The organism is Streptomyces sp. NPDC002536 (assembly GCF_053594995.1).
On the sequence record NZ_JBSFWU010000050.1, the window covers coordinates 24,612 to 48,677 of the forward strand.

Annotated in this window: 18 protein-coding genes and 1 tRNA gene; 4 read left to right on the forward strand and 15 right to left on the reverse strand. The window is 73.5% G+C overall.

All coding sequences use genetic code 11. The annotated features are described in order from the left end of the window. Positions 1-38: 38 nt before the first annotated feature. The 8 genes from ACWD4B_RS19425 to ACWD4B_RS19460 all read right to left on the reverse strand — a co-directional run bounded on the left by ACWD4B_RS19425 (position 39) and on the right by ACWD4B_RS19460 (position 13,876). A complete protein-coding gene (locus ACWD4B_RS19425; RefSeq protein ID WP_451421885.1) occupies positions 39-257 on the reverse strand; it encodes an MbtH family protein in 219 nt (72 codons plus the stop codon). A 50-nt stretch (positions 258-307) separates the two neighbouring features. Then, positions 308-2,560, reverse strand: coding sequence for a pyridoxal-phosphate dependent enzyme (locus ACWD4B_RS19430; RefSeq protein WP_451421886.1), 2,253 nt, complete (start codon positions 2,558-2,560; stop codon positions 308-310). A gap of 2 nt (positions 2,561-2,562) precedes the next feature. Continuing rightward, a complete protein-coding gene (locus tag ACWD4B_RS19435) occupies positions 2,563-3,552 on the reverse strand; it encodes a GHMP family kinase ATP-binding protein (RefSeq protein ID WP_451421887.1) in 990 nt (329 codons plus the stop codon). Continuing rightward, the gene (locus tag ACWD4B_RS19440; protein WP_451421888.1) at positions 3,515-5,146 is read right to left on the reverse strand and encodes a lyase family protein; all 1,632 of its coding nucleotides are present in this window, start codon (positions 5,144-5,146) and stop codon (positions 3,515-3,517) included. The genes ACWD4B_RS19435 and ACWD4B_RS19440 overlap by 38 nt, the downstream gene beginning before the upstream one ends. A 41-nt stretch (positions 5,147-5,187) precedes the next feature. Then, on the reverse strand, positions 5,188-12,366 hold the full coding sequence (locus ACWD4B_RS19445) for an amino acid adenylation domain-containing protein (protein WP_451421889.1): 7,179 nt from the start codon (positions 12,364-12,366) through the stop codon (positions 5,188-5,190). Positions 12,367-12,426: 60 nt separating this feature from the next. Beyond that, complete coding sequence (locus ACWD4B_RS19450) at positions 12,427-12,951, reverse strand: hypothetical protein (RefSeq protein ID WP_451421890.1); 525 nt, start codon at positions 12,949-12,951, stop codon at positions 12,427-12,429. Between the two features lie 454 nt (positions 12,952-13,405). Further along, on the reverse strand, positions 13,406-13,624 hold the full coding sequence (locus ACWD4B_RS19455; protein ID WP_451421891.1) for a response regulator transcription factor: 219 nt from the start codon (positions 13,622-13,624) through the stop codon (positions 13,406-13,408). Positions 13,625-13,681: 57 nt separating this feature from the next. Continuing rightward, a complete protein-coding gene (locus ACWD4B_RS19460) occupies positions 13,682-13,876 on the reverse strand; it encodes a hypothetical protein (protein ID WP_451421892.1) in 195 nt (64 codons plus the stop codon). Between the two features lie 184 nt (positions 13,877-14,060). On the opposite strand from ACWD4B_RS19460, the gene ACWD4B_RS19465 reads away from it, so the two are divergent. After that, positions 14,061-15,065 (forward strand): helix-turn-helix transcriptional regulator, encoded by a 1,005-nt coding sequence (locus ACWD4B_RS19465; RefSeq protein WP_451421893.1) that lies wholly within the window; start codon positions 14,061-14,063, stop codon positions 15,063-15,065. A gap of 46 nt (positions 15,066-15,111) precedes the next feature. Here ACWD4B_RS19465 and ACWD4B_RS19470 read toward each other — a convergent pair. The 5 genes from ACWD4B_RS19470 to ACWD4B_RS19490 all read right to left on the reverse strand — a co-directional run bounded on the left by ACWD4B_RS19470 (position 15,112) and on the right by ACWD4B_RS19490 (position 20,449). Continuing rightward, a tRNA-Lys gene (locus ACWD4B_RS19470) sits at positions 15,112-15,185 on the reverse strand. A gap of 71 nt (positions 15,186-15,256) precedes the next feature. Then, a complete protein-coding gene (locus ACWD4B_RS19475; RefSeq protein ID WP_451421894.1) occupies positions 15,257-15,703 on the reverse strand; it encodes a hypothetical protein in 447 nt (148 codons plus the stop codon). A 203-nt stretch (positions 15,704-15,906) separates the two neighbouring features. Next, the gene (locus tag ACWD4B_RS19480) at positions 15,907-16,764 is read right to left on the reverse strand and encodes a hypothetical protein (RefSeq protein ID WP_451421895.1); all 858 of its coding nucleotides are present in this window, start codon (positions 16,762-16,764) and stop codon (positions 15,907-15,909) included. A 301-nt stretch (positions 16,765-17,065) separates the two neighbouring features. Further along, a complete protein-coding gene (locus tag ACWD4B_RS19485) occupies positions 17,066-18,052 on the reverse strand; it encodes an ArsR/SmtB family transcription factor (protein ID WP_451421896.1) in 987 nt (328 codons plus the stop codon). A gap of 312 nt (positions 18,053-18,364) precedes the next feature. Continuing rightward, positions 18,365-20,449 (reverse strand): ABC transporter ATP-binding protein, encoded by a 2,085-nt coding sequence (locus tag ACWD4B_RS19490; RefSeq protein WP_451421897.1) that lies wholly within the window; start codon positions 20,447-20,449, stop codon positions 18,365-18,367. Positions 20,450-20,483: 34 nt separating this feature from the next. Here ACWD4B_RS19490 and ACWD4B_RS19495 point away from each other — a divergent pair, with 34 nt between their 5' ends. Then, positions 20,484-20,864, forward strand: coding sequence for an ArsR/SmtB family transcription factor (locus ACWD4B_RS19495; RefSeq protein ID WP_451421898.1), 381 nt, complete (start codon positions 20,484-20,486; stop codon positions 20,862-20,864). Further along, positions 20,861-21,313, forward strand: coding sequence for an SRPBCC family protein (locus tag ACWD4B_RS19500; RefSeq protein ID WP_451421899.1), 453 nt, complete (start codon positions 20,861-20,863; stop codon positions 21,311-21,313). Before ACWD4B_RS19495 ends, ACWD4B_RS19500 begins: the two co-directional genes overlap by 4 nt. A gap of 22 nt (positions 21,314-21,335) precedes the next feature. On the opposite strand, the gene ACWD4B_RS19505 is transcribed toward ACWD4B_RS19500, so the two are convergent. Then, positions 21,336-21,929 (reverse strand): DUF4291 domain-containing protein, encoded by a 594-nt coding sequence (locus ACWD4B_RS19505; protein WP_451421900.1) that lies wholly within the window; start codon positions 21,927-21,929, stop codon positions 21,336-21,338. Between the two features lie 41 nt (positions 21,930-21,970). Then, on the reverse strand, positions 21,971-22,504 hold the full coding sequence (locus ACWD4B_RS19510; protein WP_451421901.1) for a TerD family protein: 534 nt from the start codon (positions 22,502-22,504) through the stop codon (positions 21,971-21,973). Between the two features lie 134 nt (positions 22,505-22,638). Here ACWD4B_RS19510 and ACWD4B_RS19515 point away from each other — a divergent pair, with 134 nt between their 5' ends. Beyond that, on the forward strand, positions 22,639-24,057 hold the full coding sequence (locus tag ACWD4B_RS19515) for a glutamate decarboxylase (RefSeq protein WP_451421902.1): 1,419 nt from the start codon (positions 22,639-22,641) through the stop codon (positions 24,055-24,057). Positions 24,058-24,066: the final 9 nt, after the last annotated feature.

Genomic DNA, 24,066 nt, shown 5'->3' on the forward strand with positions numbered 1-24,066 from the left:
TTCTCCGCAGTTCTCCTCGGTCTTCGCGGGTTCCGAGGTCAGGGACGCGGGTCCCCGAGGGCGGCCACCAGGCTCGCGGGGCGCATGTCCGTCCAGTGGGCCTCGACGTGGTCCAGGCATCCCTGGCGGGTGTCCTCGCCGTGCACGCGGGTCCAGCCGTCCGGGACGGCGGTGGCGGCGGGCCAGAGGGAGTGCTGGTTCTCGTGGTTCCTGAGCACGAGGTAGGGGGCGGCGTCGTTCTCGAAGGGGTTGCTCATGGCTGTGGTTCCTCGGATTCCTGAGTGGGGCAAATGACGGGCAAGCAGAGTCAGTCGGTGACGATGCGCAGCCGTTCGCCGGCCGTGTCGAGCGCCCGGGTCACGTCCTGTCCGCTGTCGTGCCGGGCGATGACGTGGCCCAGCCGGTCGGCGGCGCTGCGCGGGCGGTGTACGGGCCTGCCGGGTGCGGCGGTGACGGTGACGGTCTCGACGCCCTCGACGGCCGCGGCCTCCTCGGTGCCCTCGACGGCGGCCAGGACCCCGTCCTGTGGGGCGAGCAGGAACTGGATGCCGGCGTGGCCGTGGCGGTCGGGCTTGAGGCGGGGCGGGAGTCCCAGCGCGACCCGGAGCTGCTGTTCGAGCAGGCGTACGCCGCTTGCGAGGCGGACGAGTTCGGGGATCATCCCGCCGGCGAGGCGCGGATTGATCTCGATGACGGCGGCGCCCTCCGCGGTGAGCCGCACCTCGGTGTGCGTGGCGCCGAGGCGTATGCCGGCGGCGTCCAGGGCGCTGCGGACGGTCTCGGTGATCTCCTGGGCGACGGGCGCCGGGAGGTCGGCGGGGAAGAGGTGGCGGTGCTCGACGAAGTGCGGTGCCCCGGTGACGGACTTGGCGGTGATGCCCACGCACTCGGTGCCGCCGTCCCAGGTGAACATCTCCACGCTGTACTCGGGCGCGTCCAGGTACTCCTCGACGAGCACGGCCCGGGCGGTGGGCATGCCGCGCACGTTCTCGGTGATCGCGAGGATCCGTTCGGCCTGGGCGGTCGCGGTGGGCTCGTCGGCGCACAGCAGGACGTTGGTGGAGCCGGAGTCGTCGACGGGCTTGACCACGCAGGGCAGTCCGATGCGGGCCACCGCCGCCGCCACGCCGGCCGCCTCCGTGACGACCTCGAACCGGGGCTGGCGCACGCCGGCACGGTGCAGGGTCCGCCGCAGGTCGGCCTTGTCGCGGCAACGGGTCACGGCCTCCTCGGGGTTGCCGGGCAGGCCCAGCCAGCGGGCCAGGGAGGCCACGGCGGGTACGTAGAAGTCGCTGGTGGTGGTGACACCGGCGAGCTCCTCGCGGCGGAACCGCTCCTGGACCGTACGGCGCAGCTCCGGCTGGGAGTTGGTGTCGCAGACGATGACCTCGCAGCCGGTCTCCTGCAGTCCGGCGTAGCGGGCGGGGTCGTTGGTGAGCAGGACGGGCACGGTGTCCAGTTCACGGGCGAGGCCGAGGGCGAGCATGCCGGTGCCGGTGGTGTTGGACTCCACGAACACCAGGTGCCGCCTGAGCTCCTGCGGCCGCTGCAGCGGCATGCGGGACCAGGCCAGGGCGGTCTCGCCGGGAGCGACTGCCTCGGGCGCGGGGTTCACCGGCAGTTGCTCCAGGCGGTGTCCGGCCCAGTGCTCCTCGCTGTAGACGGTGTCGGCGTAACGGTCGCCGCGGTCGGGGAAGATGCCGACGATGCGGGTGCCGGGGGCGGCTTCGGCGGCGAGGCCGCCGAGCACGCGGTAGACCGAGCCCGAGGTGTTGCCGGCGAAGATCTGCTGTTCGCGGGCCAGGTCCCAGGCGGCGGCGAAGGCCTCGTGGTCGTTGAGCCAGTGGACCTCGTCGACGAGCGGGCGGTCGAGGTTCTTGGGCAGGAGGCTGTTGCCGAGCCCGCTCTGCAGCCGCTGCGGCACATCGGGCTGGCCGAACAGGGCGCTGCCGACGCAGTCGACGCCGACGACGCGCAGTCCGGGCAGGGACTCCTTGAGGGCGCGGGCCGAGCCGCACAGGGATCCGCCGCTGCCCACGGCGCCGACGAGGGTGTCGAACGGGCCGAGGTCGGCGAGGAGTTCGGCGGCGAGGGTGCGGTAGGCGCCGGGGTTGTCGGGGTTGGCGTACTGCTGGGGCCAGAAGGCGCCGGGCAGGTCGCGCATCAGCTCCGCAAGCCGCTCCAGGCGGGCGCTCTGCCAGCCGTGGCTGGTCATGGCCTGCACGATGTGCACCTCGCAGCCCAGGGCACGGAGTTTGGCGAGGGTGACGGGGTCGATGCGGGGGTCGGTGACGATGTGCACCGGGTGCCCGAGCGAACGGCCGACGAGGGCGACGCCGAGGGCCATGGTGCCCGAGGAGCTCTCGATGACGGGCGCCCCGGGCTGCAGGACGCCCAGCCGGCGGGCCTCCTGGACGATGTGGCGGGCCACCCGGTCCTTCATGGCGAAGGGGTTCTGCAGCTCCAGCTTGGCGTAGACCTCCACGCCCCGGTCCGCGCCGATGCGCAGGCGCACCAGGGGGGTGTGACCGATGGCCTCGGTCATGGTGTCGAACAGCATGGTCAGTACTCCGGACGGTGGGGGCGGGCAAGTACGGGCTCGGGGGCGGCCGTTGCAGGGCTCCAGATGTCGCCCGTGCCCAGGGAGCGGTGCACGGAGACCTCGCCGCCGAGGGCCGTGCAGGCGGCGCGGACGTGCTGCGTCTTGCTCTCCAGGGCCGGGTCGGCGGCCTCCAGGAGGATGCCGAGCATGGTGCCGCTGTGGGCGAGGACCAGGCCGAGGCCGTCGACCTCGCGGCAGAGCGCGTGCAGTTCCGCGAATCCGCCGCGGGGGCGCAGCCGGGTGTTGAGCTCGGCGCTGCGGGTGGCGACGGCGCCGACGGTGCGCAGGTCGCCGTCGGCGACGGCCGTGGTCAGGCGGTCGAGCAGGGCGGCGTACTCGTGCCGGGACGCCGCGTCGAAGGTCCGGGGCCGGCGGTTGTGCGTGACGGTGTCGACCTGGCCGCCCTCGTCGTGGGCGACGACGGCGAGCGGCGGCAGCGTGCCGAGCCGGCGGGCCAGCCGGACCTCGCGGTGGTGGAAGGCGACGATCTCGTCGTACATCACCCCGTCCGCGGGCTCGATGCCACGCAGGAACGCCTCGATCTCGGCGGGCCGGAAGCGCACGCCCCAGGCCGCGGCGACCGCGCGCACGGTGGCGACGAGGTCGGCGGAGGAGCTGGCCAGGCCCTTGCCCTCGGGCAGGTCGGCGGAGATCTCCAGATCGCCGCCGCCGGGCATCCCGAGTGCGGCGAGCACCTGCTCGGCCACGGCACGGGACTTGCCCTTGTGGGCCGGGTGCACGGTCACGCCGCGGGCGCCGGGCCGGTGGCGGAAGACGGCGGTCGACCAGCGGGCGAGGGGGAAGGTGACGAGGAAGTCGCCGCCGGGTCCGGGCAGGGCGCCCTGGAGCAGCTCGCCGAAGGTGCCGAACGCCCGCCCCTCGCCGGTCCGTTGGGCCGTGGACGCGAGGCCTTCAGTGCTCGCGGCGTGCGCCGTCGTCGGTCCCGACATTGTTCTCACCCCGCTCCCACGCCTCACTACGGCTGCGGGTCGTCCGTGGCTGGTCGCGCAGTTCCCCGCGCCCCTGACGGGGCGCGGCTTCGGCAAGTCCCAGCACCTGATCCGTCTCGTCCGCCCCGGCCCGTACCGCCGCTGCGCGCCGGTCCCACTCCGTGCTCAGCCGGACGTGCTCCGCGTCCAGCTCCTCCAACAGCCGCCGCACGGCCTCGGGGTGGGCCGAGCCGGCCGAGGACATGCGCTCCAGTCCGCGCCGGACGTCGAAGGCCTCGGCGAGCAGGGCGGCCGCTCCGGTGACGGTCACGCCCTTCTCCGCGGCGGCCGCCTCCAGCAGGGCCGGGTCGCCCGGGGCGGGGGCGAGGCCCGCCCCGGCGGCCAGGACGACGTACCGCCCGGCGACGACCTGGGCGGTGCGCCAGGGCACACCGGCCGTCAGGGTCAGCGCGTTGGCGAGGCTGAACCCGCCGAGGAACTCGCGCTCGCAGGCCTCGCGCATGCGCTCCGGCCGGAAGGACAGGCGGCGCAGCACCTCGGTGAACAGCCGGACCGTGCCGTGGGCCGACTCGAAGGCGTCCAGCAGGTGCGTGTTGGCCTCCTTGGAGACCTCGACCAGGTTGCAGAAGGGGGTGTTGCGCTGTCCGAGCAGGGCGTCGAGGTGGAAGGCGCCCAGGTGCGCGGTGCGGCCCCGGATGCGTTCGAGGACCGGGTAGTTCTTCTTCTGCGGCATGGCGGAGGAGATGCCGGACAGCTCGTCGGGCAGCTCGATGAACCCGTACTCGCTGCTCCCCCAGGTCAGCAGGTCGGTGGCGAAGCGGCTGAGGGCGGCGCCGAGGAGGCCGAGCTCCGCGGTGCTCTCCGCGCTCCAGCGCCGGGAGGCGACGGAGGTCAGGGCGCTGGGCTGGGGCCGGGCGAAGCCCAGCAGGCGGGCCATCCGGTCGCGGTCCCAGGGCAGTTCCTGGCCCGCCATGGCGCCGGCGCCCAGCGGGCAGGCGTCGATACCGTCGTAGGTGGCCAGCAGCCGCCGCGCGGTGTGCAGCACCTGCTCGCCGACCGCGGCGAGGTAGAAGCCGGGGGTGATGACCTGGGCGGCCTGGAAGTGGGTGTAGCCGGGCATGGGCAGTTCGCGGGTGGCCTCCGCCAAGTCGCGTGCGGCCGCGCCCAGTTCGAGCAGACTGCGGGCGAAGCCCGCGAGCCGGTCCCGGCCGAACATCAGCTGGGCGCAGGACTGGAGGTCGTTGCGGCTGCGGTCGACGTGCCAGCGGGCGACGGGCCGTTCCAGGCCCTCCTCGACGTGGCGCTCCAGGGCGAAGGCGATGTCGGACATGTTGGCGCCGGGCCGGGCGGTGAGGGTGGCGGTGCCGACGCCGTCGAGCCGGGCGGCGATGGCGTGCGCCTCGCCGGGCGTCAGGATGTCCATCCGCTCGTACTCGGCGGCCAGCACCTTCTCGATGGCGACGTAGTGGCCGATCAGGTGGCGGGACTCGAAGCGGAACTGGGGCTCGAGCACCTCGTCGTGCAGCAGTGCGCTCGGGCCGCCGGCGATCCGGCCGCTCAGTGCGGCCGGCCGGTCGTCTTCTTCGCTCGTCACGTGGTGTTCCGTTCTCGGTTCGGGGGCAGGTCTGCCGGGGGTCACAGGGTGTCGGCGACGGCCGTGATGTGCGGGAAGCGCATCAGCGTGTAGTGGTCGGCGTCGCTGTCGTGGACGGTGAGGCCGCCGTCGACGCGTGCGGCCCAGCGGCGTGCGGAGTCCAGGGCGGCGCCGTCGGTGCTCTGGTGGAGGAGCACCGGGCCGGCCAGGACCGGCGGCCGGTACTGCGCGGCGGCGAGGATGCCGGTGCGGAAGACCGCGTAGTGGCGGGCCAGCCGGGCGGCGTCGAGCCCGGGGGCGACCTGCTCCTCGGCGGCCTGTGCGGCCAGGGCCTTCAGCCGGTCGCCGGCGTCGGACGCGGCGTCCAGTGCCGCGCGCAGGGCGCTGCGGGAGGCGTCGTCGAAGTCGGAGCCGGCCGCCCGTGCCAGGTCCTCGTAGAACCACTCCAGCATTCCGGCCTCGTCGCCGGGGACGTTCTGCGGGTCCGGGTAGGAGCTGTCGAGCAGGGCGACGGTGGCCACCTCCTCGCCCCCGGCGCGCAGTTGGGCGGCCGCCTCGTAGGCGAGCAGTCCGCCGAAGGACCAGCCGGCGAGGTGGTACGGCCCGGCGGGCTGCACCCGGCGCAGGGCCAGGACGTGGGCCGCGGCGAGGTCCTCGACGGTGCGGGGCTGCAACTCGCGGGCGTCCTCGGCCAGTCCGGGGGCGGTCAGGCCGTGGACGGGCCGGCCGGTGCCCAGGGCGGTGGCCAGGGCCCGGTAGCAGAAGACGTGGCCGCCGACGGGGTGCAGCAGGAACAGCGGGGGCCGGTCGCCGCCGGGGCGCAGGAGCACCACGCCGTCGTCGGGGGTCCGGCGTGCGGTGTCCCCGAGAAGGGCGGCCTGCCGGGCGACGGTCGGGTGCTCCAGGACGGCGGAGACGCTCAGCCGCTCGCCGAACTCCTCGTTGATGCGGCCGATCAGCCGGAGGGCCGCGATGGAGTGGCCGCCGACGGCGAAGAAGTCGTCGTGGATGCCGACCGGGCCGCCGTCCAGCAGCCGTTCCCAGATGCCGATCAGGCGCGACTCGGTCTCGTCCCGCGGCGGTGCCGGGATCCGGCCGCCGGTGACCGCCGCGGCGTCGGGCTCGGGCAGGGCGGCCCGGTCGAGCTTGCCGTTGGCGGTCAGCGGCAGGGCGCCGAGTGCCACCCAGGCCGTGGGGACCATGTACTCGGGCAGGTGCTGCCGGGCGAACCCGGCGAGACCGGCGGGGTCCGCCGCGTGCCCGGTGACGGCGACGACGTAGGCGGTCAGCCGCTCGCCGCGCAGCAGGACGGCGCATTCGCGCACTTCCTGATGTTCCGTCAACACGGCTTCGATCTCGCCGGGTTCGACCCGGAAGCCGCGGATCTTCAGCTGGTGGTCGGTGCGTCCCGCGTACTCCAGCTCGCCGCCGGGCCGGTGCCGGGCCAGGTCGCCGGTGTGGTAGAGGCGGCGGGTCGCCCCGTCGCGGCCGGTGTGCGTGACGAAGCGCTCGGCGGTCAGCTCCGGTTGCCCGTGGTAGCCGTGGGCCAGGCCGACGCCTTCGAGGTAGAGCTCCCCGGTCACGCCCAGGGGCACTTCGTGCAGGCGCCGGTCGAGGACGTGGGTGCGCATGTTGGCGATGGGCCGGCCGATGGGCACCACGCCGGTGCCGTCCTCGTGGCAGCTCCAGTACGTGACGTCGACCGCGGCCTCCGTCGGCCCGTACAGGTTGTGCAGCCCGGCGTCCGGCAGCCGCTCGAAGAAGCGGCTCTGCACCTCGTACGGCAGGGCCTCGCCGCTGCACACCACCCGGGTCAGGCCGGTGCAGCGGGCCACTGCGGGCTCCTCCAGGAAGACGCTCAGCATCGAGGGCACGAAGTGCACGGTGCTGATGTGCTCCTCGCGGATCGTGCGCGCCAGATACTCGGGGTCGCGCTGGCCGCCGGGCCGGGCCAGGACGAGGGTGGCGCCGGTCATCAGGGGCCAGAAGAACTCCCACACCGAGACGTCGAAGGTGTAGGGCGTCTTCTGCAGCACGCGCTCCAGGGGCTGCAGGGCGTAGGCGTCCTGCATCCACAACAGCCGGTTGCAGATGGCGCGGTGGGAGACCACGACGCCCTTGGGCTTCCCCGTGGAGCCCGACGTGAAGATCATGTACGCGGGGTCGTCCGGTCCCGCCGCACTGCCGGGCGTCTCGTGCGACGCGGTGGCATCCGGCCGGACGGCCCGGACGCCCGCGCGCTGCAGGGGCTCCGTCCAGCGCTCGTCGGTGACGACGAGCCCGATGCCGGCCTCGGCCAGCAGGGCGGTCACGCGCGGCTCGGGGTGGCCGGGGTCCAGCGGCACGTAGGCCGCGCCGGACTTGAGGATGCCCAGCAGGGTGACGGGCAGGGCGTGCGAGCGTTCCAGCAGGACACCGACGAACGTCCCCGGCCCTGCGCCGTGTTCGCGCAGGGCGGCGGCGAGCCGGCCGGCCTGTGCGTCGAGCTCCCGGTACGTCGCGCTCCGGCCCTCGAAGCGCACGGCGGGTGCGTCCGGCGTCGCCCCGGCCTGCTGCTCGATCAGCCGGTGCAGCAGGTGCGGGGCGTCGTACACGGCGTCCGTGGCGTTCCACTGCGCGAGGGTGCGGCGCTCCGCCTCGGAGAGCAGGTCGGCTGCGAGGAAGTCCGCGTCCGGCGCGTCGGCCAGCAGGCCCAGTGCCGTGGCGTAGTAGCCGTGGGCGGCCGCTATCTGCTCCTCGGTGAACTGTGCGGCGTCGTAGCGCAGTCCGAGCTCCAGCCGCTCGCCGTCGGGGGTGACGGAGAACTCCGCGCCGAAGGCGAAGTCGGTCCCGGCCTCGCCGTCCTCCGCAAGGACGGCGAAGTCGCCTGCTGCCGGGGCCTGTTGCTCGACGTGGAAGTGGGTGAAGTTGAAGAAGGTCTCGAAGAGGGCCGTGCCGCCCGCGGTCCGCACGATCTCCGCCAGCGGGTAGCGGCGGTGCTCCTGGATGCGCAGGTCCTGCTCCGCGACCGCCTGGACGAACGTGCGCCCGTTGCCGCCGGGCAGGGTCAGCCGGAAGGGCAGGGTGTTGAGGAAGATGCCGACGGTCCGGTCGCCGTCGGTCTCCTCGGTGCGCCCGTTGAAGACCGCGCCGGTGGTGACGTCGTCGGTGCCGCCCAGCAGTGCCATCACCCGCAGGTGCGCGGCGAGCAGGACGGTGCGCAGCGGGACGCCCGACTCCCGCGCCAGAGCGGCCAGTTGTGGGTGCAGACCGTCCGGCAGGGGCGCGAGGTGCCAGCTCATCCGGGCGGGGCCGCCCGCCTGCCGCAGACGGGGCAGCCGGGTGACGGCCATGTCCGCCGTCTGCTCCGCCCAGAACCGCTGCTGTTCCCCGCTGTCGAGGGCGGCGCGTTCGAGGGCGACGAAGGAGGCGAAGCGCGAGCGGGGGCCTTCGGCGGCCGCGTCCCGTCCGGCGATGAGGTCGAGATAGCAGGTGCTCAGCTCCGTGAACAGTGACCGCTCGCTCCAGCCGTCCATGACCGCGTGGTGCTCGGCCATGAAGAGCTGGAAGGTGCCGCCCGGCCGGCGTTGCACGTGGAAGCGGAGCAGGGGTGCCTGCCGCCAGTCGAACGGGCGGCGCCGCTCGGCCTCGTAGTGTGCTGCGACGGCCGCCCGCTGCCCGTCCTCGTCCAGCGCGGTCAGGTCCTCGAAGGTGATGACGGGCGCGGCGTCCCGGTGCACGAGCTGCAGGGGTTCGCCGAACCCGTTCAGCTCGAAGGAGGTGCGCAGCATCTCGTGGCGGCGGGCCAGCAGGGCCACGGTGTCGCGCCAGGCCTGCTCGTCGTAGGCCGCCCGCACGTGGTGGCTCGCGACGTTGTGGTAGAGGGTCCCGTCGGCGGGCAGGTCGCTGTGGAAGAGCATGCCGGCCTGGAGCCGGGTCATCGGGTAGGCGTCGTCCAGCCCGTCGGGCAGGGCGGCACGGTCCTCGTCGGACAGCAGGGCGAAGGGCGCCAGGGCGGTGCCGGTGCCGGACGCGGTGGCCACGGCGGCCAGTCTGCGGACGGTCTGATGGCGCATCACGTCGGCGACGCTGAACTCCAGTCCCCGTTCCCGGGCCTGTGCCAGCAGCCGGATACTGCGGATCGAATCGCCGCCGAGGGCGAAGTAGTTGTCGTTCGCGCCCACCCGCTCCCGGCCGAGCACCTGCTGCCAGACCTCGGCGAGGACGGTCTCGACGGGGCCCTGCGGCGGCTCGTACGCCGTGTCCGCGCCGGCCGCGGCGAGGGCCGGGTCCGGCAGCCGGCGGCGGTCCACCTTGCCGTTGGGGGTCAGGGGGAACCCGGGAAGCAGCACGAACGCGGCGGGGATCATGTAGGAGGGGATGCGCCGGGCGAGGTGCTCGCGCAGGGCCTCCACGCCGGGCTCGCCCTCCGGGGTGCCGGACGCGACGGCGACATAGCCGACGAGCATGTCCGCTCCGGTGGCGTCGGGCCGGACGAGCACGACCGCGGCGTCGGCCAGCGGGTGGGCCGCGAGGGCGGCCTCGACCTCGCCCAGCTCGATGCGGAAGCCCCGGATCTTGACCTGGTCGTCGATGCGCCCCAGGTATTCGAGCTCGCCGTCGGCGAGCACGCGGGCCAGGTCCCCCGTGCGGTAGAGGCGGTCACCGGGCCGGTCCGCGGACGCGTCGGCGGGGAACCGCTCGGCGGTCAGGCCCGGACGTCCGAGGTAGCCGCGGGCCAGTCCGGCCCCGCCGACGAACAACTCCCCCGCCACGCCGGGCGGTACGGGCCGGCCGTGCCGGTCGAGCAGGTGCAACCGCAGGTCGGGGATGGGCACACCGATGACGCTGCCGCGGCCCTCCCGGGCGTCGCGCGCGGTCAGCGGCCGGTAGGTGACGTGCACGGTGGTCTCCGTGATGCCGTACATGTTCACCAGCTGCGGCGCGGTGTCCGGGTACCGGTCGAACCACGGGGCGAGCGCGGCCACGTCCAGCGCCTCGCCGCCGAAGACGACGTACCGCAGGGCGAGTTCGCCGTCCCCGTCCGGGGTGTGCAGGGCGTCGGCGCGGGCCAGCTGGTAGAAGGCGGACGGCGTCTGGTTGAGCACCGTGACCTGTTCGGTGCGCAGCAGCCGGTGGAAGTCCTCGGGGGAACGGCTGGTCCCATAGGGCACCACCACGAGGCGGCCGCCGTGGGCGAGCGCGCCCCACAGCTCCCAGACGGAGAAGTCGAAGGCGACCGAGTGGAAGAGCGTCCAGACGTCGTCGGGGCCGAAGCCGAACCAGTGGTCGGTGGCGGAGAAGAGCCGGGTGATGTTCCGGTGCGGGATGAGGGTGCCCTTGGGGCGGCCGGTGGATCCGGAGGTGTAGATGGCGTAGGCGAGGTGGTCCGGGGTCACCCCGGTGTCCGGCGCGGTGTCCGGCTCGGCGGCGAGGGACGCGGCGTCGGCCGTCAGGTCGATCGCGTGCAGCGGCAGGCCGTCCCACAGGGGTGCGGTGTCGGACGTGCCGACGAGGTGGGTCAGTTGTGCGTCGCCGATGATGTAGCGCAGCCGCTCGGGCGGGTTGTCGGGGTCGAGCGGCAGGTAGGCGCCGCCGGCCTTGAGGATGCCGAGCAGTCCGGTCACCAGTTCCGGTGAGCGGCGGATGCACAGGCCCACGAGCGTGTCGGGGCCGACACCCAGGGCGCGCAGCCGGTGGGCGATTCGGTTGGCCTGCCGGTCGAGTTCGCGGTAGGTGAGGCGGGTGCCTTCGTGGACGAGGGCGACGGCGTCGGGCGTGCGGGCCGCGTGCCGGGCGAAGAGTTCGTGGGCGCAGAGGCCGGGGTCCGCGGCCGCGGAGGGCAGCGGTGTGCCGATGGCTCGCTGTTCGTCGTCGGCGAGCATGGGCAGGTCGTGGACGGACAGCGCCGGGCGGGCCGTGGCCTCCACCAGCAGCCGCCGGTAGTGGCGGGCGAACCGCTCGACGGTGGCGGCCTCGTAGAGACCGGCGTGGTACTCCAGCCGGCACCGGACGCCGTCGTCGCCCTCCACGACGTCGAAGGTCAGGTCGAACTTGGCGCTGCCTGCGGGGCCTTCGACGTACCGGGCGCGGGGGCCGGGCAGGCCCTGTGTCATGCCGCTCTCGTCGTGGTGGCCGAACATCACGTGGAACAGGGGGGCGCCGTCGCCGGTGCGTTCGGGGTTGAGGTGCTCCACGATCCGTTCGAACGGCAGGTCCTGGTGGTCCTGGGCGTCGAGGACCGTGTCGCGGACGCGCTCCAGGTGCTCCCGGAAGGAGGGGCCGTCGGCGAGACCGGAGCGGATGACCACGGTGTTGACGAACAGGCCGACGGTGTCCTGGAACTCCTTGCGGTTGCGGTTGGCGACCGGGGTTCCGACGAGGACGTCGTCCTGTCCCGTGTACCGGCTCATGAGCACCTGGAACACGGCGAGCATGCCCGTGTAGAGCGTGCTGCCGGTCTCCCGGCACAGGGCGCGCAGGGCGTCGAGGGCGGGCGCCGGGACGGGGAACTCGTGCAGGGCGGCGGTGTCGCGGAGGCCGGGGGCCGGCGAGCGGTGGTCGCGCGGCAGGGCGGACTGCGGCAGTTCTCCGGCGAGTTGTGCGGCCCAGTAGGCGAGCCGGCGCTGTGCGGCCGGGCTGTCCAGCCACTCCTCCTGCCAGGCGGCGTAGTCGGCGTACTGGAAACCGGGCTCCTCGTCCGAGGCCTTCGAGGTGTCCGGTGCACCGTCACCTGTCAGTGCCGCGTAGTCGCTCAGGAGTTCGCGCATCATGACGCCGACCGACCAGCCGTCCGCGACGATGTGGTGCATGTTCAGCACGAGGTACGCGGAGTCCGGAGCCGTGAGCAGTCCGGCGCGGAAGAGCGGTCCGGTGTGCAGGTCGAAGGGCCGGCGGTGCTCGGCCTCCATCCAGCGTTCGACGTCCTCCGCCCCGGCGGCGTCGGCGGTGTGCCACACGAGCCGGGCATCGTCGTCGACGACCTGGAACAGTTCGCCGTCCTGCAGCGCGAACCGGGTGCGCAGGGCCTCGTGCCGGTCCAGCAGCCGCTGGGCGCACTCGGCGAGGACGGCGCCGTCGACCGGGCCGTCGAAGGCGTGGAAGACGGGCATGTGGTACGCGGTTCCGCCGTCCTCCAGCCGGTGCAGAAAATACATCCTGCGCTGTTCCCGGGACGCCGGAAAGGAATTCCCGGAATCGTGGGGGCCGAGTGCGGAATCGGGGCGGTCGTCAATGGACACGATGAATTCCCTGGGGTCGTGCAACGCTTTCCGATGGGTGGATCCGGGCGGGACCGTGGATCAGCCCGGGGCGCCGATGACGAAGCGCAGGTGACGTGCGCCGGCCCGCTGCCGGACGGCTGCCGGGCAGCCGGCCGGAATGTAGAGCGCCTCGCCGCCGCGCAGCCGCAGGGCCCGCGGCGGGACGTCGGGCCCGTCGGGCGGGAGCAGGTGCCAGCCGCTTCCCCCCGTGGCCTGGAGGACGAGCAGGTCGTGCTGCGCTTCGGGGCCGGCCGTGACGTACCGGGCGGAGTCGCCGGGCACATGGTGCACGGGGCGGCCCAGGAGGCGGGTGAGCCCGGTGGCCAGCCGGTCCGCCCAGGGGCGGTCCCAGTCCGCGGGGTCGCCGTCCTCGTACTCCGGCCAGAGCAGGCCCGGACCGCACCCGAGGTGCCCCCGGAGGAAACGGGCCAGTTCCCTCTGGAATCCGTCCGGTTGCCCTTGCGGCGGACACTCCTGCTGCACTGCTGCCCCCAGGCACACGGGAAAGCACTCCTCGTCCGGAATTCTCGGCCCGCCGGAATTCCCGGTGGCAGTAACGAGCATGCCGGGCACCGCACGGCCGGTACAGCCACGGAATTCCGTTACACGCAGGGCGGTTACCGCATGTCCGGTACCGGATTCACGTGACACGGGAACGGCCGGGGAAACACGGCGACGGCCGTTCCCGTGCACGGCTGGGTGCAGGGGAACGGCCGTCGGCGACGGACCGGCGCGACAGGGGTGGACGCGCGCCGCCGCGGGAGCCCGGCGGGGGCGGGGGTCAGGGCGTGTCCGGCAGATCTTCGTCGTGCGGCACCACAGCACCCCGTCAGGGGCGCGGGGAACTGCGCGACCAGCCACAGCCGGCCTGCAGCCGACGCACTACCCAGGGGTCCGGGGCGAGGCCCCGGGGACATCGACTGCCGGAGCGTCGTGGCTGGTCGCGCCCACGCGGCGGAGTCGCACATATGTCAACAGCCCCGCGCCCCTGACGGGGCGAGGATCCGCCGGACGCACCCTAGGCCCCGTAGCCCAGGCGGAAGGCGTGGAAGGCGAGTTGGGTGCGGTTGGCGGCGCCCGTCTTGCTGCGGAGGCGGCGGAGATAGGTGTCGACGGTATGGGGGCTGAGCCCCATCTGCCGTGCGATGGTCCCGTAGGTCTCGCCGCGGGCGAGCAGCACGAGCACTTCCTGCTCACGGCGGGAGAACACGGGCGGGGAGACGGCGGTGTCCGGCATGTCGGGCTCCGATGGCAGGGGGGTGGCGGAGAAGGAGGTGCGCGGGGACCGGGCCGGTCAGCCGCCCCAGGAGCTGTCGGCCGTGTGGTGGCCGCCGCCCCGGGGACCGGTCTGGCCCGTGATCACGATCTTGTGCGGCTGATCGGCGGCGGCCGGGGCCGGACTCGCGGACGCAGTGGGCGCGGCGACGGCCAGCAGCGCGACGGCCAGGACGGCCAGGGCGGACTTCTTGGGCAGCTTGGGGGGGTTCATGACGGTCCTCGGGTGCTCGGTACGGGCCCCGGATCGCGGGGGCCTCTGCTGTGCGGTGGTACGAACAGTCTGTGCGGGTGCCTATCCTGACGCTATGGGGCGAATGCCTCACCAAACTGTCTGGCAGCAAAGCGACCCGGGGACGGATGTGGAAGAAATAGGTCAGAGTGGCTGGAGTTGGGCCGTGAACGGCCTGCAGGATGCCGACCTGACTGTCTATGCCTGGGTGTTGGAGCACCGCCTGACGGATCCCGGGGCGGTCGCCGCGGGCACCGGGCTCCCCCCGGAGGAGGCCGGGCTCGGCATGAAGCGGCTGCTCGCGGCGGGTCTGGTGCGGCAGAGCCCGGACGACCCGGGGGCGGGCTTCGCGGTGGCGCCCGAGCAGGCGGCGGAGCGGCTGTCCGCGCCGCTGGAGGCCCGGATCCGCGAGCAGCAGCAGGAGCTTGCCACGCTCCGCGAGGAGCTCGACCGCTTCGTGCCGTACTACCACCAACGCCGCTCGCGCACCGCGGCGGTGGAGGTCGTCGAGAGCCTGGAGGAGGTGCGCGACGCGCTCAACCTGGCCTCGTCGCGCTGCCGCGAGGAGATGCTCACCAGCCAGCCGGGCGGCGGCTCCCGGGTGCCCGCGGCCATGGAGGAGGCCCTCGGCCGCGACCGGGCCATGCTGGAGCGCGGCATCCGGATCCGTACGCTCTACCACCACACGGCCCGCTTCAACGGCCCCAGCCAGGCCTACGTCGCCGCCGCCTCCGCCCTGGGCGCCCGGTACCGCACCGCGCACGAACTGTTCGGCCGGCTCATCGCCTTCGACCGGGAGCTCGCCTTCATCCCCGTCGCGGACGGCTCCTGGGGTGCCGTGGTGATCCGCGAACCGTCCACCGTGGCCTACCTGTGCGAGATCTTCGAGCAGACCTGGGACCGTGCGACCCCGTTCGCCGACGCCGCCGGCCAGGGTCTGGAGCAGGTGGCCCGGGAGGTCGACGAGACGATCCTGCAACTGCTCGCGGCCGGCCTGAAGGACGAGGCGATCGCACGCCGCCTCGGCATGTCCCTGCGCACGACCCGGCGTCATATCGCCGACATCATGGACGAACTGGACGCCACGAGCCGGTTCCAGGCCGGGGCGACCGCCGTCTCCCGCGGCCTGCTCCGCTCCGCCGTCGAACCGGCACCGCCCGCCGGCCGCTGACACACGGACGAGGGCCCCGCCGGTCGGCGGGGCCCTCACTGTCCAGTGCGCCACCAGGGACTCGAACCCCGGACCTGCTGATTAAGAGTCAGCTGCTCTGACCAACTGAGCTAGCGGCGCGATAGGAATATTACCCGATCCGCTGGCGTGGTCGTGCCGGGGTCCGCGATGGCGGCACACGGTGCAGGGTTTCAGTGAACGAGTTCGGCGGATACGCCCTGTTGTTCCCGTACGGGCTCCTGCCCGGCGTCCTCGCGCTCCACCGCGGCACGCAGCTGCGGGTCGTTGATGTCGCTCACCGGGTAGAGAGTGCGGCCGAGGGCGTGGGGCTCGGTGTAGACAGCGACGAGCTGGCGCACCTTCGCGGTGTCGGTGTCCAGGGCCGGGTCCGGCCGGCCGTCGTCGAAGTCCTCGTCCGGGTCCTCGGCTCCGGGATCGGAGGCGGAGAGCGAGGACCACATGTCCTCGGCGGCGCTGATGAGCTGGTCGAGGCCGTCCCGGACGCTGTGCCACTCACCGTCCCGCAGGCTCCGGTCGATGTGGGCGACGGTGTCGAGGATGCTGGCGTAGTCCTCCGCCAACTGGTCCTCCTGGGCGGTGGGTTCGAGGGTCTTGACAGCGAGCTCGGCGGTATACACGGCACCTCCACGCGACGACGACGGTCGGAACCGGGGACGGCAGTGCACGACCCGGCCCGGGCATCGTCGCGCGGCGGGGCACCCGTCGGCGGGCGACCGCCGTCGATGGCCTCGATATATCACCTGCCCGGACGAGCGCTCGCGGCTCCGCCACGGCGGTGCGGGACGCCCCGTCAGGGGCGCGGGGATCCATCGGGCAGGCCCTACGCCGGTGGCCGCCTCGGCGTCGCGCCGGGCACCGGGAGGGAGCGGACGAGGTCGTCGACGGCCGCGTACGCGGCGTCGGCGGTGGTGCCGACGGGCTGCAGCGTCAGGGCGACCACGATGCTGCGGTCGCCGTCGCCCACGGTGCCGGTGGTGTGCAGCGCCGGGCGGACCAGGTCGATGCCCGTCACCGCCGCCCGCCTGCGGTCGTCCGGGGTGGGGCCCGTGGTGGGGGCCGGCGAAGTGAAGCCGGACCAGCCCTGTTTCACCGCCCACGGGCGTTCGAACGCCGCCGGGATGCCGAAGTGCTGGAAGAACCCGTCCGTCCCGTACGGCACGGACCGTCGCAGGTTTCCCATCACGAACTCGCGCACCGGGCCTGGTGCGGAGTCCAGCAGGTACCGGTAGATGCGTACGGTGTCGGCCGCAGTAATGGCCGAATATCCCCAGTAGCCGGGGAACTCCGAGGGCGGCCCCGCGGTGTTCTGCAGACCGAGCCGGGAGACCATGCGCGTCACGAGGGCCGACTCGCCGCGCTGCGCCCAGTAGTGGCTCGCCGCATCGTCGTCACTCGCGGTGAGCATCACCTCCAGCCGGGCCCGGTCGTCGGGCGGCAGGTCGTACGACGGGCCCCGGTCCCACAGCACGTCCAGTGCGATCAGCAGCTTCACCACCGATGCCGACCGGAAGGGGCGGTCCGCGCCGACCCGTTCGGTGAACGCCCCCGTCCGGCGGTCGAAGACGGCGACCCCGGCGGTCATCCCCGCCGGCATCACGGCCGCTGCCGAGTGCGCGGACCGCGCCACACCTGTGGTGACGGACACCACCAGGAAGGCCAGTACCAGGGCAGTGGCCATGATCGGCCGGACTGGTCCTCCTGCGTGCCACGGCCCGCGACTCGTCACGGTGGATCCCCCGTTTCCCCCGCATCCCCCGTCTTCTCCGACCCAGGGTGCCGGAGTCGTGGCCGTACGGCCACGGCATTAGACCGGTATCTAATCCGCGAGGTCAGCGGGGGCGCCCCGAAGGGGCGCGGGGAACTGCGCGACCAGCCACGACGCACCCGCAGTCGAAGCTCCCGGGGCTTCGCCCCGGACCACAGGGGTGGTGCGTCGGCTGCGGGCCGTGGAGGGCTGGTCGCGCAGTTCCCCGCGCCCCTTACGGGGCGCAACCGCTGCCCAGCAGCTCCGCGCCGAGCGGCGTGAGGGTGTGGTGCGCGGCACCGCCCACACGCCGGGTGACGACGAGGCCGGCCTCACGCAGCACCGTGAGGTGATGGCTCGCGGTCGCGGCGGCGATGTCGGCGGAGCGGGCGAGTTCGGTGGTGGTGCTGCCCTCGGCGATGGTCTCCAGCAGGGCCGCCCGGGTCCGTCCGACGAGCGCGGCGAGGCCGCCCTGGCCCGCGGGGTCCTGCAGCAGCCGCCCGGTGGCGTGCTCGACCGGGTAGACCACGACCGGCGGCAGGTCCTGGTTCCGCAGCATCGTGGGTTTGCGCCAGCAGAAGTACGAGGGCAGCAACAGCAGCCCGCGGCCGCCCAGATGCAGGTCGCCGTCCACGTGCGACCCGAGCATGGTCAGCACGGGCCGCTCCCAGTGCAGGCCGGGGTGCAGGGTGCGCAGGAGGTGGTCGAAGAAGGCGTCGGACCCCGTGGCCGCCCGGGTACGGGCGGCCAGGTCCGCACCGATGTCGCTGCGCAGCCGCGACCAGTAGGGGGCGAGGGCCACCCGGTGGTACGCGCGGACGGCCTCTCCCAGCTCGCGCAGGGCCCGCGGGTCGCCCTCGGCCAGCAGCCGGGCGCCGGGCGGCATCCTCCGCTGGGAGACGGCGAGTTGGATCAGGTCATCGCGCAGCCGGGCCCGGGGGGTGGACAGCACGGCCCCGATACCGGCCTCCAGGCCTCCGGTGGCGGCCGCGGGGGTGAGGAAGTCGGGCGAGTAGCCGCGCGGCGGTGCCAGGGCCAGGAGTTGCCGCATGCTCCCGTCCAGCCGGGCCCGGGTGCGGCGGCGCCACTGGTCGAACACCAGCGGCCCGTCGTTGGTCTGCAGCATGTGCAGGCTGAGCAGGACCTCCCACAGCGGGTCGGGCGCCTGGGCGAGCCGCGTCTGCGGGAAGTCCTCGCTGCTGAAGTGGATACGCAGTGCCACGGGCCCTCGCCTCCCACCGGCCCGGCGGGCGCACTCGGCCGGCCACCCGGTCGCCAGGTCCGGCTACATCGTGTGCGCAGCCTGCCCGGCGTTCAACGGATGTCCACCGGTTCCGGCCACTCCGTGCGGTTTCCCGGCGGCGCCGGGGCCCGGCGGCGCGCCAAGCTCGCAGGTGGCGGCGGTGCCGTGGGCGTCCCACGGCGGGAACGGACCGGCGCCGTCCGGGTCCGGCTCGTCAACTCCAGCTGGACAGTGCGTCAACCTGCCGCCCAGCCCGGCCCGCCACCGCTCCGCCGTACACGAAAATGACATTCACGTGCCAACCGGTTCGCCGTCCGCCCCCGCGCCGCGCTGCGTCGGCACCCCCCGGTCGTTCTGGAGTTCCCACAGCTCCCTGAACAGCCCGGGGGCCGTGACGAGTTCGGCGTACGTGCCGTACTGGACGACCCGGCCGTGGTCGAGGACGACGATGCGGTCCGCGACGGCGACGTTCGCCAGCCGGTGCGTGACCAGGACGACGGCGCGGTCCCGGGCGGCCTCCCGCAGGCCCGCGAAGATGCGGTGCTCCGCGCGCGCGTCGAGGGCGCTGGTCGGCTCGTCCATCACGAGCAGCCCCGCCGGCCGGTAGAAGGCCCGCGCGATGGCGATGCGCTGCCACTGCCCGCCGGACAGCTGCACTCCCCCGAACCACTCCCGGGCCAGCAGGGTGTCGAGTCCGCTGCGCAGCCCGTCGACGACCTCGCCGGCGCCCGCGTGCTCCGCGGCGCGCAGGACGGCCTCGTCGCCCCCGGAGCCGTGCGGCTGCCCGAGGGTGATGTTCTCGCGGGCGGTCAGGGGCCAGTGGGCGAAGTGCTGGGGAACGACGGCCGAGCGGTGCCACAGCGCCTGCGGATCGAGGGTGGCGGTGTCTCGGCCGTCCCAGGTGACGCTGCCGTCGGTGGGCAGGTAGAGCCCGGCCAGCAGCCTGCTGAGGGTGGTCTTGCCGGAGCCGTTCTCCCCCACCAGGGCGAGGACTTCGCCGCGGCGCACCTCCAGGCCGACCTTCTCCAGGGCCGGGCGGTCCGAACCCGGGTAGCAGTAGGTGAGCGCCTCGGCCCGGACCGTCTGCGGCGCCTCGGGCCCCGGGTCCGCGCCGCCGCGCTGCACCTGGTGGCCGCCGGCCTCGGCGATGAAGTCCGCCCAGTCGTCCAGGTACAGCCCGGTGCGGAACAGGCGCGCGCCGTACCCGACCATGCCGCGCAGCGACGAGCCGACCGAGCGCAGCGCGAAGACCGCCGTGCCCGCGGAGGCGACCGACATGTGCCCCGTCGCCAGCAGCCCGGCCAGCGCCGTCCAGACCAGCCCGGAGGCCACCCCTCCGGCGAGCGCCCCGGCCAGCGCGTAGCGGGAGCTCTGCCGGACGGCCGCGTCGGTGGCGCGGTCGATGCGGTCGCCGATGGCCCGGTAACGGCCCAGCAGGAAGCCGGACATGGTGCCGGAGCGGAGCTGGTCGGCGAAGTCCTTCTCGGTGGCGTACCAGCGCAGGTGGCTGAGGACGCGGCGGTCGGCGCTCAGGGCCTTCGAGGTCCGGTAGTGCACGCGGGCGCCGCGCACGGCGGCGATGCCCTGCGGGACCGCGGCCAGGACGAGCAGCGGCAGCAGCACCGGATGCAGCAGGGTGACCACGCCCGCCGCGGCGATCAGCGAGGCGGTGCAGGCCATCAGGTCCTGGGACTCGGTGAGCAGGTCCTGGGCGACGTCCGCGCCCCGGTCGGCGGCCTCGCGCTTGTCGTTGAAGCCGGGGTGGTCGTAGGCCACGAGCTCGGCGCCGAGCGCGGCGTCGAGCATCTGCAGCTCGGCCTCGCGGGAGATCCGCGGGGCCAGTCTGCTGGACAGGTGGGAGACGGCGATGCCCAGCAGGGCGCGCACCCCGGCCGCCCCGGCGAGCACCACCAGGGAGGGCAGCGCCTCCCGCAGCCGGTCCTGGACGTGGCCGGAGGCGATCAGCGCGGTGATGGTGCCGGTGGTGGCCAGCAGCCCGAAGGCCTCGAACGCCCCGGAGAGGCCCTGGCAGCACAGCAGCGCGACCACGGCACGCCGGTCCACCCGCCAGGCCAGGCCGAGCGCCTTGCGGACGAGGCGGGGCAGGCGCCTGCTCATCGAGCGGGCGGTGAGGGGGTTCTTCTCGAAGACGGCGAGGGTGGGCGAGCGGAATCGTAATTCCTCCTCCGCCGCCTCCGTCCTCCGGTCGGTCTCTGCAGTCAACTCGGTCCCCTTCTCTTGCAGTTGGCAGTACTGCACAGCTCGGGTGGGAGCGGTTGCACGATGCCGCAGCCCCCCGGTGGGATGCCCGGCGAACCGCGGCAATCCACCCGTTCGTGGGGCGCGGGGCCGGGGCGGCCGCACGGAGATCGACATGACACGTAGGAAATCTCCTACCTATAGTGGGGGCATGCCGACGACTGCAGAGACCCGCCACGACCGCGTCTTCGCGGCACTGGCCAGCCCGGTGCGGCGCGAGGTGTTGCGGATGCTGCGCGAGGAGGGGCCTCAGCCGGTCTCCTCGCTGGCCGGCCGCTTCGCCATGGCCCGCCCGAGCTTCTCGGAGCATCTGCGGGTGCTGCGGGAGGCGGGGCTGGTCAGCGAGCGGAGGGCGGGCCGTCAGCGGCTGTACCGGCTGGAGCCGGTTCCCCTGCACGAGGTGCAGGAGTGGCTCGGCCCGTTCGAGCGGTTCTGGCGCGAGAGGCTCGCCGGGCTGCAGGACGTGCTGGACCGGATGGAAGACACCGACGAGAAGACCGACAAGACCGACAAGAAAGACGACGCACCATGACCGACGACGACCTCACCGCCGTCCGCACGGACCGGTTCCTGTCCCACCCGCCCGCGAAGGTCTGGCGCGCACTGACCGAGCCGGAGCTGATCGCCCAGTGGCTGATGCCCGGCGACTTCCGGCTCGTGGTCGGCCACCGCTACACCATGCAGGCCGTACCGATTCCCGCGACCGGCTTCTCCGGCACGGTCCAGGCCGAAGTGCTGGCGTTCGAGCCGGAGAAGATGCTGAGCATCCGCTGGCAGGACGCCGACCCGGCGCCCGGCGCCGACGTGGACTGGACGATCACCTGGACCCTCCACCCGGAGGGCACCGGCACCCGCCTGTTCCTCGCGCACGAGGGCTTCGACCCGGACAACCCCCTGCAGCAGCGCGCCCGTTCCATCATGGGCGGCGGCTGGACGTCCCGCGTACTGCCCGGTCTGCAGGACCTGCTCGACCGCATGTGAGCCGCAGCGCGCGGGCGGGCCGTCAGCGCCGCAGGCGGCCGAGGAGTTCGTCGTCCGCCGGGTAGGGCTGCTCCTCGGGCAGCAGCGCGGCCGCCCGTTCCGTGCGGCCTTCGCGGACGTGCGCACGGATCTCGGCCGCGAGCGGCGTCACGTCGCGGATGCCGACGAGCCATTCGTCGGCGTACCGGTGCGCGGCCTCGCCGGAGAGCCCCAGCTGCAACGAGCGGTGGGGCAGCGGCTGCAGGTGCAGATCGCGCTCGGGGTCCCACTGCACGCGCGCCGACGCGGCCGTCAACTGCCGCTTCCAGTCGTCCCGGTCGGCGTGCACACCGGGCGCGTAGTGCGAGAGGCAGGCGTGGCGCAGCGCCCACTCGAAGCCCTCGCGGGTGATCTCGACGGCCAGGACGGTCTGCTGCCCCTCCTTGGCGCCCCAGCCGCAGCGGTACATCATCCACAGGAAAGAGGGCTTGATCCAGGTCATCCGGTCCCGCTTCCAGGCGGGAGGGAACCGGCCGTCGCGCGCGGCGGGCAGCCCGATCCCGGGGTCGTAGGCCTGGTAGACGGTGACGGTGGACGCGCCGTACTGCGCCCTGATCCGGTGTTCGGGTTCTTTCACCGGGTCAGAGTGCAGGTGAACGGCCCACGGGCGCCACTGGATTACGCTTCCGGCTTCCTGCCCATCAGCTCCGCGAAGGCCGTCGGGTCCGCGTCGAACCCCCGGACGCCGGGGCGGTGGACCCAGGCCCCCGCCCCGTCCCGGACGAACTCCGCGACCGTCGCCGCCGTCGCCCACGCGACGGCCGCGAAGCCGTCCACGGTCAGCTCGCGGTACCCCTCGGTGACCCGGACCCCGGGGCGGGCGACGTCGCCGAACGTCAGGCGTCCGCCGCCCTGCTGGATGGCCACGCCCACCACCACGCGCCCGTAGGACTCCGACAGGCGGCCCAGCTCCAGCGTCATCGCCTCGTCGGCGCCGAAGCCCCGGCCGGTGCGGCTGTCCCGGTTGAGGGTGATCGTGCCGTCGGGCGCCCTGCTGTCGAAGTGCACCAGGTACGCGGGGTCGCCGTACCGGTCGTCCGTGCGGTACGTCGCCGCGATGAGGTCCAGGTCGTGGTCCGGCGCCCCCACGGGCGCGGGATCCCAGCTGAGCTGCACCTCGACCCTCTCGATCCCCTTGTTCAGTCCGCTCACCGGGCTCCCCTCCCTGGCACATGCCGCCCACTCCGTGCTGATGCACGTACCCCGTGCAGGGGATCGATATCCGCGGCGCGGCCCTGCGGTGAGCCCCCGCCTCCCGCAGAGATTTGGTCCGTATTGTCACGGATATGGCACTGCACAAGGGCGGACGCGGCGGCACGGCCCGCAAGCGCGGCTATGCGGTCAATCCCTTCTACGGCGAGGCCGACCCGGTCGCCGGCATGGCGGTGGAGCCGCCCCGGCTGCGTCTGCCGGACGGGCCGATGGCCCCGCACACGGCCTACCAGTTCGTCCGGGACGAGCTGATGCTCGACGGCAACGCCCGCCTCAACCTGGCGACGTTCGTCACCACCTGGATGGAACCGCAGGCGACGGCGCTGATGGCCGAGTGCCGGGACAAGAACATGATCGACAAGGACGAGTACCCGCGCACCGCCGAACTCGAGCAGCGCTGCGTGACGATGCTCGCCGACCTGTGGCACGCCCCCGACCCGGCCTCGGCCGTCGGCTGCTCGACCACCGGGTCGAGCGAGGCGTGCATGCTGGCCGGGCTCGCCCTCAAACGCCGCTGGGCGCTCGCCCACCCGGACCGCTACCCGCACGCCGGGGCCCGGCCCAATCTGGTGATGGGCGCCAACGTGCAGGTCTGCTGGGAGAAGTTCTGCAACTTCTGGGAGGTCGAGGCGCGCCAGGTGCCGATGGAGGGCGACCGCTTCCACCTCGACCCGCAGGCCGCCGCCGCGCTGTGCGACGAGAACACCGTCGGCGTCGTCGCCGTGCTGGGCTCGACGTTCGACGGGTCGTACGAGCCGGTCGCCGAGGTGTGCGCCGCACTCGACGCGCTGCAGGAGCGTACGGGCCTGGACGTGCCGGTCCATGTGGACGGCGCGTCCGGCGCGATGATCGCGCCGTTCCTCGACGAGGACCTCGTGTGGGACTTCCGCCTGCCGCGGGTGGCGTCCATCAACACCTCGGGCCACAAGTACGGGCTGGTCTACCCGGGGGTCGGCTGGGCGCTGTGGCGGACCCAGGAGGCGCTGCCCGAGGAGCTGGTCTTCCGCGTCAACTACCTCGGCGGCGACATGCCGACCTTCGCCCTGAACTTCTCACGCCCCGGCGCCCAGGTGGCCGCGCAGTACTACACCTTCCTGCGGCTGGGCCGCGAGGGATTCCGCGCCGTGCAGCAGAACGCGCGGGACGTGGCCTGCACGCTGTCCGAAGGGGTCGGCGCACTGGGCGACTTCCGCCTGCTGACCCGGGGCGACGAGCTGCCGGTCTTCGCCTTCACCACGGCCGACGGGGTCGACAGCTACGACGTGTTCGACGTCTCGCGCCGGCTGCGGGAGCGGGGCTGGCTGGTGCCGGCCTACAGCTTCCCCCCGAACCGCGAGGACCTGTCGGTGCTGCGCGTCGTCTGCCGCAACGGCTTCTCGCGCGACCTCGCCGAGCACTTCCTGGAGGATCTGCGCGCCCTCCTGCCGGAACTGCGTCGCCAGCACGGGCCGTTGGGGCGGCCCGAGAGCGTGGCGACGGCGTTCCATCACTGAAAGTGCGGT